A 5,413-nucleotide genomic window follows, 5' to 3' on the forward strand; every position below is an offset into this window, starting at 1 on the left:
ACCTCGCTCGCGATGTGCGGATGGTGCCCGGGGTACGCGGCGCCCGTGCCGCCTTGTGCAGATCCTTCGACGCCTCAGCGATGCGGTCGTGGATCTCCAGCCACACCTCGGGGTCGACCCAGAGCTCGGCGTCGGTCATCAGCTTCTTCCCGGACCATTCCGCGAGCGCCGTGCGGCGGATCAGCTCGTTGGCGGTCGCGAGGTAGAGCGCACGGCTCTCCGCTCCGGTCGGCTTACCGTGGCGCTCGCGATCGGGGTCGTGGCGGTAGCGCTTGGCGATGCCACCCCGGATGCGCTCCTCGCCGGCCGGGACGATCAGGCCGGCGGCCAACAGGGTGCGCAGGTGATAGCTGGCGTTCGCGTGGGTCAGGTCCAGCTCGCGAGCCACCTCGGCGGCGGTCATCGGGGCCCCGGTCAGCAGAGACAGGATCCGCAGCCGGATCGGGTGGGCCATCGCTCGCAACGCGGCCGTCGCGCCCTTATCTCCCAAAGACATGTTGGGGAGTATGGCACAGCCCAACACTTGTTGGGGAGTGGCAAAATGCGCGGAGCGCTAAGTAAGTCGGTAGGGTTACTGGCGAGTAGGACTAACGCTCATCCCGAAAGGTCCACGATGACTGATTTCACTCCCGAGACGCTCGCCGGTCTCGGTCCGAAAGAGTTCGCGCAGCTGGTCAAGTCGACCCCGGATGCGAAGATCGCCGAGGTCATGGGCGGCGAGCACCGCGGCAAGATCCTGGACGAGATCTTCGACCGGATGCCGACGCTGTTCCGCGCCGACCGCGCCGGCGCCACCAAGGCGGTGATCCACTGGATCATCACGGGTGGGCCGGGCGGCTCCAGCGACACGTACGAGACGGTGATCGAGGACGGCGCCTGCACCGTCACCAACCAGCCGGCCCGGGACCCGAAGCTGGCCATGACCATGGACCCGGTGACCTTCCTCAAGGTCGTCTCCGGCGACGGCAACCCGATGATGATGTTCATGACCGGCAAGATCAAGGCGAAGGGCGACCTCGGCCTGGCCGCTCAGGTGGCCAAGCTCTTCGACATCCCGAAGGCCTGACGGTCGCCCGTCACACCGAGATCTCTCCCTGGGCGGCGCGCAGCGCGATGTCCGTGCGGTGGTGCGCGCCGTCCAGGGTGATGCCGTCGACCAGGGCGTAAGCGGCGGAGCGCGCGGCCGACAGGTCGGCGCCCGTGGCCGTCACGCTCAGCACCCGGCCGCCCGACGAGACGAGGGCGCCGTCGTCGCGGCGTCGGGTGCCGGCGTGGATCACTCCGGGGCGGTCGGCGCCCGTGATCACGTCGCCGGTTCTCGGCGTACCCGGGTAGTTGTGGCTCGCCACCACGACCGTGACCGCCGCGCCCGGCTTCCACTCCAGCGGCGCGTGCGCCGCCAGCGCGTCCGTCGCCGCGGCGTGCAGCAGACCGCCCAGCGGCGTGGCCAGCAGCGCCAGCACCACCTGGGTCTCCGGGTCGCCGAAGCGGGCGTTGAACTCGATCACCTTCGGCCCGGCGGGGGTCAGCGCCAGCCCGACGTAGAGCAAGCCGGCGAACGGCGTGCCGCGGCGACGCATCTCGGCCAGCGTCGGCTCCACGGTCTCCCGCATCACCCGCATCACCAGGTCGTCCGGCGCCCAGAGCACCGGGGCGTACGCGCCCATCCCGCCCGTGTTCGGCCCCTGGTCGCCGTCGCCCACCCGCTTGAAATCCTGCGCCGGCATCAGCGGCAGCGCGGCCGTCCCGTCGGTCACCACGAACAGCGACACCTCGGGCCCGGGCAGGAACTCCTCGACGACCACGCGGCCGCAGTCGCGCGCATGGGCCAGCGCGGCCTCCGGGGAATCGGTCACCACCACGCCCTTGCCGGCCGCCAGACCGTCGTTCTTCACCACATGGGGTGGCCCGAAGTCGTCCAGCGCCGCCCGCACCTCGGACTCCGACGAGCATGCCCGGTAGCGCGCGGTCGGCACGCCGGCCGCGGCCATCACGTCCTTGGCGAACTCCTTGGACCCCTCGAGCCGGGCGGCCGCCGCGGACGGGCCGAAGCAGGCGATGCCCTTCGCGCGCACGGCGTCGGCAACGCCCGCGACCAGCGGCGCCTCCGGTCCGACGACGACCAGATCCACGGCCAGCTCGACGGCGAGCGCCGCCACGGCGGCGGGATCGGCGGCGTCGACCGGCGCGAGCGTCGCCACCGAGGCGATGCCGGGGTTGCCCGGGGCCACGAAGAGATCGGTGACGGAGGGATCTGCGGCCAGGCCGAGGGCCAGGGCGTGTTCGCGCCCGCCGGAGCCAATCAGGAGTACGCGCACGACTGGGATGCTACCGACGCCCGATCCGGCGGACGGCGAGGAGGACCCCGGGAAAGACCGGTGCACCCGGACGACCGAGAAGTAGCAGCGCGAAGAGCGTAAACTTCGGCAGTACCCGGGCACCCCCGCGTACGCAGATCGGTAATGAGCGCGCGCGACGGAAGGCTTCATCAGTGCCAGTGATCGTGTTGGTCGGCGCCCAGTGGGGCGACGAGGGCAAGGGCAAGGCCACCGACCTGCTGGGCGACCGCCTCGACTACGTCGTCAAGTTCAACGGCGGCAACAACGCCGGCCACACCGTGGTGATCAACGGCGAGAAGTACGCGCTGCACCTGCTGCCCAGCGGCATCCTCACCCCAGGGGTGACCCCGGTGATCGGCAACGGCGTGGTGGTCGACCTGTCCGTGCTGTTCGACGAGATCGAGCTCCTCGAGGCTCGCGGCCACGACACGTCCCGCCTGCGGATCAGCGCCAACGCGCACGTCATCGCGTCGTACAACCGCTCGCTCGACAAGGTCTCCGAGCGCTACCTCGGCGCGCGCCGGATCGGCACCACCGGCCGCGGCATCGGCCCGACCTACGCGGACAAGATGAACCGGCTCGGCGTCCGCATCCAGGACCTGTTCGACGAGTCGATCCTGCGGCAGAAGGTGGAGGCGGCCCTCTCCTTCAAGAACCAGGTGCTCACCAAGATCTACAACCGTTCGGCGATCAAGCCCGAAGAGGTGATCACCGAGCTGCTGTCCTACGTCGACCGGTTGCGCCCGATGGTCGCCGACACCGCGCTCGAGCTGTCCCAGGCCATCGACGAGGGCAAGACGATCCTCTGCGAGGCGGGCCAGGCCACGCTGCTGGACGTGGACCACGGCACGTACCCGTTCGTGACCAGCTCGAACGCGACTTCCGGCGGCGCCTGCACCGGCTCCGGCATCCCGCCGACCCGCATCGACCGGGTGGTCGCCGTGCTCAAGGCGTTCACCAGCCGGGTCGGCGAGGGCCCGTTCCCGACCGAGCTGCACGACAAGTTCGGCGACTACCTGCGCGAGGTGGGCCAGGAGTACGGCACCACGACCGGCCGCCCGCGCCGGATCGGCTGGCTCGACCTGGTCATGGGCCGGTACGCGCAGCGCATCAACGGCGTCACCGACTTCGCCCTCACCAAGATCGACAACTACGACGAGCTGGACGAGATCCCGGTCTGCGTGGCGTACGAGGTGAACGGCGTCCGGCACGACGAGATGCCGATCAGCCAGAGCGACTTCCACCACGCCGTGCCGATCTACGAGACGCTGCCCGGCTGGAAGCAGGACATCACCGGCTGCCGGCGCTTCGACGACCTGCCCAAGGATGCGCAGCGCTTCATCGAGTTCGTCGAGGCGCGGATCGGCGCGCGGATCTCCATCGTGGGCGTGGGGCCGGGCCGCGAGGCGGTCATCGAGCGCCACAAGGTGGTCTGAGCGGCATGTACGACGTCGTGGTGCTCAGCCTGGCCGAGGGCGGCGGCGGTTGCGGTGACGCCTGTTCGGGGTGTCAGTCGGCCTGCTCACCTCGTACCCCCGTGCTGGTTCTTGCAGACGCCCTGCGTGACCGGAACGCCCGCGTCGAGTCCGTCGTCGCGTCCTCGGACGCGGAGATCGACGCGGTGCTCGAGCGGTTCGACGGCGACCCGCGTCCCGACGGTCTGACATGGCCCGAGGTCCACGGCAAGCACCGGCTGGTCGTCGCCGCGGCCACCGATGGGCAGTTGCGCGCCGTCGTGCGACGGCTCGTCCGGAGGTACGCTCCGCCGCCCAGCAAGCGCCCCGCCGACCTGGCGGCCGACCGCACGGTGCCCGACCTGCCGCCGCTGGCCGTGCTGCCGCTCGACCCCGCGGCCACCGGCGATCTGGCCGCTCAGCTCGGCCTGCCGCGCACCCCGCGGGAGGTCGCCGACGCGGTCCTGGACGGCACCGTCCGCCGCCTCGACCTGCTGCGCAACGACGGCGGCTCGGTCACCATCGACGGCGCGCTGGTCGGCGGCTCGGACGACGACGGCCGGGCGGTGCCGTGGCGCGGGCGCATCGAAGTGGACGATGCGGTGCTCTCCGACGGCACCGACCGCATCATCGCCTGCGCGATCGGCAACGCGAGCGGCTACGCCACGGTGGACGGTCTGCCACTGCTCGCCGACGGCGATCCCACCGACGGCCGGATCGAGGTCGCGGTGGCGATTCCGGCGGTGAAGCGCGGCCGGTTCCGGACACCTCGGGTCCGCGTCGAGGTGCGGCGCGCCCGCGGACGGGCCGTTTCAGTCCTGCCGCGCGACGGTGAGCTGCAGTTTCTCGACGACGGCGTGGCCGGCTCGACGACCCGGAAGCGATCCTGGTGGATCGAGCCGGGCGCATGGGCGGTGTACGCACCACGACCGCCTGTGCGAGGCTGAACAAGCGCTCATGTAGTGAAGTAGGACGGGGAGGAAGCCTCAGTGGAGGACGAGAACGCCGACCGCGTCTACGTCCCGGGCACCAACGCCACGCCGCCGCCGGACCGGGATGTGGAGCCGTTCTGGCCGCCCGAGGAGCTGGAGGCTCCGGTGCACGGCGGCCGGCCGGTCCCGCACGATGCACCACCACCGCATCCGGTCGCCTCGGGCCATGCCGCGGTGCCGCCGCACCTTCCGCCGGAGACGACGGTGGTCCCGCCTCCGCCGCCGCCCATCCCGGTCAAGCCGCCCGTCCAGCCGGTCAAGCCGCCCATCCAGCCCGTCCAGCCGCCGGTGCAGCAGTCCGGTCCGCCGCCGGTGCAGCCGAAGCCGGTCTCGGCGGAGGAGCCGCCGGCGCGGCCGGTGTCCGACGTCGCGCCTGATTCGCCGTGGGCGCAGCCGCCGCAGCGTCCGACGCCGCCGGTCGACAAGCCTCCGACCCGCGCCACCGCGAGCGTGCCGCCGCAGCAGCCTGGCCCCCGGCAACAGTCGGCACCGCCCCAGCCGGGACCACCGCAGCCGGGACCACCGCAGCCGGTTCCGCAGCCAGGGCCTCCGCAGCCAGGACCCCCGCAACCCGGGCCACCGCAGCCAGGGCCTCCCCAGCCCGGGCCACGGCAGCAGTCGGCGCCTC

5 protein-coding genes and 1 pseudogene are annotated in these 5,413 nt (G+C 71.7%); 4 read left to right on the forward strand and 2 right to left on the reverse strand.

The window, feature by feature from the left end; genetic code table 11:
* On the reverse strand, positions 1 to 496 hold a 496-nt coding region (locus tag AB0M20_RS25325; RefSeq protein ID WP_364302181.1), incomplete at its 3' end, for a helix-turn-helix domain-containing protein.
* Positions 497 to 613: 117 nt separating this feature from the next.
* Here AB0M20_RS25325 and AB0M20_RS25330 point away from each other — a divergent pair.
* Positions 614 to 1,066: an SCP2 sterol-binding domain-containing protein gene (locus AB0M20_RS25330; RefSeq protein ID WP_364302183.1), complete on the forward strand. Its 453-nt coding sequence runs from the start codon at positions 614 to 616 to the stop codon at positions 1,064 to 1,066.
* A 10-nt stretch (positions 1,067 to 1,076) separates the two neighbouring features.
* On the opposite strand, the gene purD is transcribed toward AB0M20_RS25330, so the two are convergent.
* Complete coding sequence (gene purD / locus AB0M20_RS25335) at positions 1,077 to 2,318, reverse strand: phosphoribosylamine--glycine ligase (protein WP_364302185.1); 1,242 nt, start codon at positions 2,316 to 2,318, stop codon at positions 1,077 to 1,079.
* 173 nt (positions 2,319 to 2,491) lie between these two features.
* Between purD and AB0M20_RS25340 the strand changes: the two genes are divergently transcribed.
* The 3 genes and pseudogenes from AB0M20_RS25340 to AB0M20_RS25350 form a co-directional block, all read left to right on the forward strand.
* Entirely contained in the window at positions 2,492 to 3,775 is a 1,284-nt protein-coding gene (locus AB0M20_RS25340) for an adenylosuccinate synthase (protein WP_364302187.1), read from the forward strand.
* A 5-nt stretch (positions 3,776 to 3,780) separates the two neighbouring features.
* Positions 3,781 to 4,740: a hypothetical protein gene (locus tag AB0M20_RS25345; RefSeq protein ID WP_364302189.1), complete on the forward strand. Its 960-nt coding sequence runs from the start codon at positions 3,781 to 3,783 to the stop codon at positions 4,738 to 4,740.
* Between the two features lie 42 nt (positions 4,741 to 4,782).
* Positions 4,783 to 5,413 (forward strand): annotated as a pseudogene (locus AB0M20_RS25350) (hypothetical protein); the annotation flags it as partial.

It is taken from the genome of Actinoplanes sp. NPDC051633, from assembly GCF_040681735.1.
In the GTDB taxonomy this organism is placed as follows: Bacteria; Actinomycetota; Actinomycetes; order Mycobacteriales; family Micromonosporaceae; genus Actinoplanes.